The following is a 3,984-nucleotide window of genomic DNA, read 5'->3' on the forward strand; positions in this document are numbered from 1 at the left end:
TGGCGCACACGGCCACGCCCTTGGCGAGGTCGATCGGCGAGCCGCCGCCGACCGCGACGATGCCGTCGCAGCGGTGCTCGGCGTAGAGCGCCACGGCCGCGCGCATCGCGCGCTCGGTGGGGTTGGAGGGCGTGCCGTCGAACACGACGAATTCGCGGCCCGCGCCGAGCTGCGCGGTCACGCGCTCGAGCACGCCCGCGGCGCGCACGCCGGCGTCGGTCACGACCAGCGGGCGGCGGATGCCGAGGCGGTCGCACTCCTGCGCCAGCAGCTGCACGGCGCCGAAGTCGATCTGGATCTGGGTGATGTAGTTGATGAGCGCCATGCGCGGGTTCCTTGTCTCGGCGGTGGTCCGGGTGCCGGTGTCTCGCTCGAAGCGGCACCGGTCGTCGTGGGCCGCGAGTCTAGGAACGGGTGCCGGGGGCGGCAACGTGGATTTACTTGAAGTCCGGGCGAGAAAAATTCACAAGCCACAGCCCCTGCCAGGCGCGAGTTTTTCTTGAAGACCGCCCCAGTTTTTTTCGTTTGGCCGCGCGCGGACCGCTCCCTAGACTTCGGCCCGTTCGCAACCCGCCCCCTACGAAAGAGACAAGCCGACATGACCTCGCTCATCCTGGTCGAGCGCGACGACCGCATCGCGACCGTGACCCTCAACAAGCCCGACAAGATGAATGCCATGGACCAGGTCATGTGGCAGGGCCTGGCCGATGCCTTCGCCGAGCTTTCGGCCGACGACGAGCTGCGCTGCGTGGTGCTGCGCGGCGCGGGCGGCAAGGCCTTCTCGGCCGGCGCCGACATCGAGGAGTTCCAGCGCAGCCGCGCCAACGCGGCGCAGGCCGCCGCCTATGCCGAGGTCACGCACCGCGCGATGCATGCGATCGCCACCAGCAAGCACCCCACGCTGGCGGTGATCGAGGGCGCCTGCGTGGGCGGCGGGCTCGAGATCGCCACCGTCTGCGACATGCGCATCTGCGGCAGCTCGAGCCGCTTCGGCGTGCCGGTCAACAAGCTCGGCCTGGTGATGTCGTACGGCGAGCTCGGCGGGCTGGTCGACCTGGTCGGCGGCGCGACCGCGCTCGAGATCGTGCTCGAGGGTCGCGTGTTCGATGCCAAGGAGGCCTTCGAGAAGCGCCTGGTGAACCGCGTGGTCGACGACGCCGCGGTGCTCGAACAGGGCTACGCGACCGCGCGGCGCATCGCCAACGGGGCGCCGCTGGTGGCGCGCTGGCACAAGAAGTTCGTGCGCCGGCTCGCGCAGCCCGCGCCGCTGTCGGCCGAGGAGAACGCCGAGGCCTACGCCTGCTTCGACACCGAGGACTTCCGCATCGGCTTCCAGGCCTTCCTGGCCAAGAGCAAGCCAGTCTTCACGGGCCGCTGAGCCCGCCACCCTCCTTTCAGATCCGGAGCCCCCGCGTGACCCTTCCCCTTTCCCGCATCAAGGTCCTCGACGTCAGCCAGATCATGGCCGGCCCCTTCTGCTGCATGCTGCTCGGCGACATGGGCGCGGACGTCATCAAGGTCGAGACGCCCGGCATCGGCGACCAGACCCGCCGCTCGATGGGCTTTCGCCTCAAGGGCGCCGACAGCGGCGGCTTCCTCGCGCTCAACCGCAACAAGCGCAGCATCGAGATCGACCTCAAGAACCCGGCCGGGCTCGAGGCCTTCTACGCCCTCGTGAAGGACGCCGACGTGCTGGTCGAGAACAACCGCCCCGGCGTGGCCGCGCGGCTGAAGATCGACTACGAGACCTTGCGCCAGCTCAACCCGCGGCTGGTGTACGCGAGCATCTCGGGCTTCGGCCAGACCGGCCCCTGGGCCAAGCGCCCGGGCCTGGACCTGATCGCGCAGGCCATGACCGGCGTGATGAGCGTGATGGGCCATCCGGGCGAGCCGCCGGTGAAGTCGGCGATACCGCTGGCCGACCTGGGCGCGGGCCTGTTCGCGGCCTACGGCATCCTCAGCGCGGTGATCGGCCGCGGCCTCACGGGCGAGGGCCAGTTCGTCGACGCCTCGCTGTTCGAGACCGCGCTGGGCCTGTCGGTGTGGGAGTCGGCCGAGTACTGGGGCACGGGCCAGGTGCCCACGCCGATCGGCAGCGCCAACCGCATGAGCGCGCCCTACCAGGCGGTGCGCGCCTCCGACCGGCCCTTCGTCATCGGCGCGGCCAACCCCAAGCTCTGGACCGCACTGTGCGGCGTGATCGGGCGCGAGGACCTGGTGCGCGACGCGCGCTTCACCGACAACGTGCTGCGCATCCGCAACCGCGTCGTGCTGATCGAGGAGCTGGAGCGCGAGTTCGCGCGCCGCACCGCCACCGAATGGGTCGATGCGCTGCTGGCCGCGGGCGTGCCGGCCGCGCCGATCTACGACTACGCCGAGGCCCTCGCGAGCGAACAGGCGGTGGCGCGCAACATGGTGCTGAAGATCCAGCATCCGGTGGAGGGCGAGACACGCGCCCTGGGCTTTCCGGTCAAACTCGGCGGCACGCCGCAGCAGGTGCGGCATCCGGCGCCGCTGCTGGGCCAGCACACCGAGCAGGTGCTCGGCGAGATCGGCATGACGGCCGAGGACATCGCCGCGCTGCGAAGCAACGGCGCGTTCGGCGCGGCGCATGCCGCGGCCGACGCGACGGCGGACTGAGACACGCAAGAAACACAACGAGACGGAGACAAGACCATGCAGGAAAGCACCATCGACCTCTCGCGCCGCCGCTGGCTCGGCGCCATCCCCGCGCTCTCGGGTGCGCTGCTGCTCGCACCCGGCTTCGCACGGGCGCAGGCCGGCCCCTATCCGCACAAGCCGATCGAGCTGGTCGTGCCCTGGCAGGCCGGCGGCGGCGCCGACGTGGTGGGCAGGGCCTTCGGCGCGGCGGTCGCCAAGTACCTGCCGCAACCGGTGGTCGTGATCAACAAGCCCGGCGCCAGCGGCGTGCTCGGGCTGGGCGACGTGGTCAACGCCAAGCCCGACGGCTACCGCATCGTGCTGTCATCGACCGAGCTGACCTTTCTCAACCACCTGGGCCTGGCCAAGTTCTCGTACAAGGACCTGCGCCCGATCGCGCGGCTCAATGCCGACCCGGCCGCGGTGGTGGTGCGCGCCGATGCGCCCTACGCCACGCTCGAGCAGTTCCTAGAGGCCGCGCGCAAGGGCGACGCGAACATCCGCGTGGGCAATGCGGGCCATGGCTCGACCTGGCACATGGCGGCCGCCGCGCTGGCCGAGAAGACCGGCGCGAAGTTCAACCACATCCCCTATGCCGGCGGCGCGCCCGCGGTGCTGGCGCTGCTCGGCGGCCACATCGACGCGGTGACCGTGAGCACGGCCGAGGTGTCGAGCTACGTGGCCGCGGGCAAGCTCAAGGCGCTGGCCGTGATGGCCGACCGGCGCGTGGCCGACGGCTTCGAGAAGATCCCGACGCTCAAGGAGCGCAACATCGACCTGTCGATCGGCATCTGGCGCGGCCTGTCGGCGCCGCGCGGCACGCCCGACGACGTGATCGCCGTGCTAAAGGGCGCGGTCGCGAAGGCCGTGAAGGAGCCCGCCTGGCTCGAGGCGCTGGCCAAGCTGCACTTCAGCACCGACACCTATGCCGACGACGCCGCGCTCGAGGCGGTGATGGCGAAGGAGAGCGAGTTCTTCAAGGCGCTCGCGGGCAAGATCAACCTCTCGAGCTGAGGCCGGGCGCACGGCCGAGAATCGCGCGATGGCTTTCGAATTCAGCGAACCCTTCGTCGACGCGCATCAGCACTTCTGGCACCTCGATGCGCATCCCTATCCCTGGCTGCAGGGCGAGACGGTGCCGAACTTCCGCTACGGCGATTACTCGGCGCTGAAGCGCAACTACCTGCCGGCCGATCTCGCGCGCGACACGCGCGGCTTCGCGCCGGCGCGCACGGTGCACATCGAGGCCGAGTGGGAACGCGCCGATCCCGTGGCCGAAACCCGTTGGCTCACCGGCCTCGCGGCCACCGAGGGCCGGCCCTC

At 70.5% G+C, this 3,984-nt stretch carries 4 protein-coding genes and 1 pseudogene; 4 read left to right on the forward strand and 1 reads right to left on the reverse strand.

Going from position 1 to position 3,984, the window contains the following annotated elements:
- A partial coding sequence (locus AC27VN_RS34910) for an iron-containing alcohol dehydrogenase (protein WP_490879564.1) occupies positions 1 to 325 on the reverse strand: 325 nt, incomplete at its 3' end.
- 273 nt (positions 326 to 598) lie between these two features.
- Between AC27VN_RS34910 and AC27VN_RS34915 the strand changes: the two genes are divergently transcribed.
- The 4 genes and pseudogenes from AC27VN_RS34915 to AC27VN_RS34930 form a co-directional block, all read left to right on the forward strand.
- Positions 599 to 1,378: an enoyl-CoA hydratase/isomerase family protein gene (locus AC27VN_RS34915; protein ID WP_093352737.1), complete on the forward strand. Its 780-nt coding sequence runs from the start codon at positions 599 to 601 to the stop codon at positions 1,376 to 1,378.
- A gap of 35 nt (positions 1,379 to 1,413) precedes the next feature.
- Complete coding sequence (locus AC27VN_RS34920; protein ID WP_093352740.1) at positions 1,414 to 2,640, forward strand: CaiB/BaiF CoA transferase family protein; 1,227 nt, start codon at positions 1,414 to 1,416, stop codon at positions 2,638 to 2,640.
- 36 nt (positions 2,641 to 2,676) lie between these two features.
- Complete coding sequence (locus AC27VN_RS34925; RefSeq protein ID WP_490879565.1) at positions 2,677 to 3,675, forward strand: Bug family tripartite tricarboxylate transporter substrate binding protein; 999 nt, start codon at positions 2,677 to 2,679, stop codon at positions 3,673 to 3,675.
- Positions 3,676 to 3,703: 28 nt separating this feature from the next.
- Positions 3,704 to 3,984 (forward strand): annotated as a pseudogene (locus tag AC27VN_RS34930) (amidohydrolase family protein); the annotation flags it as partial.

The sequence above is a fragment of the Variovorax sp. 20P10.2.4 genome, assembly GCF_058244205.1.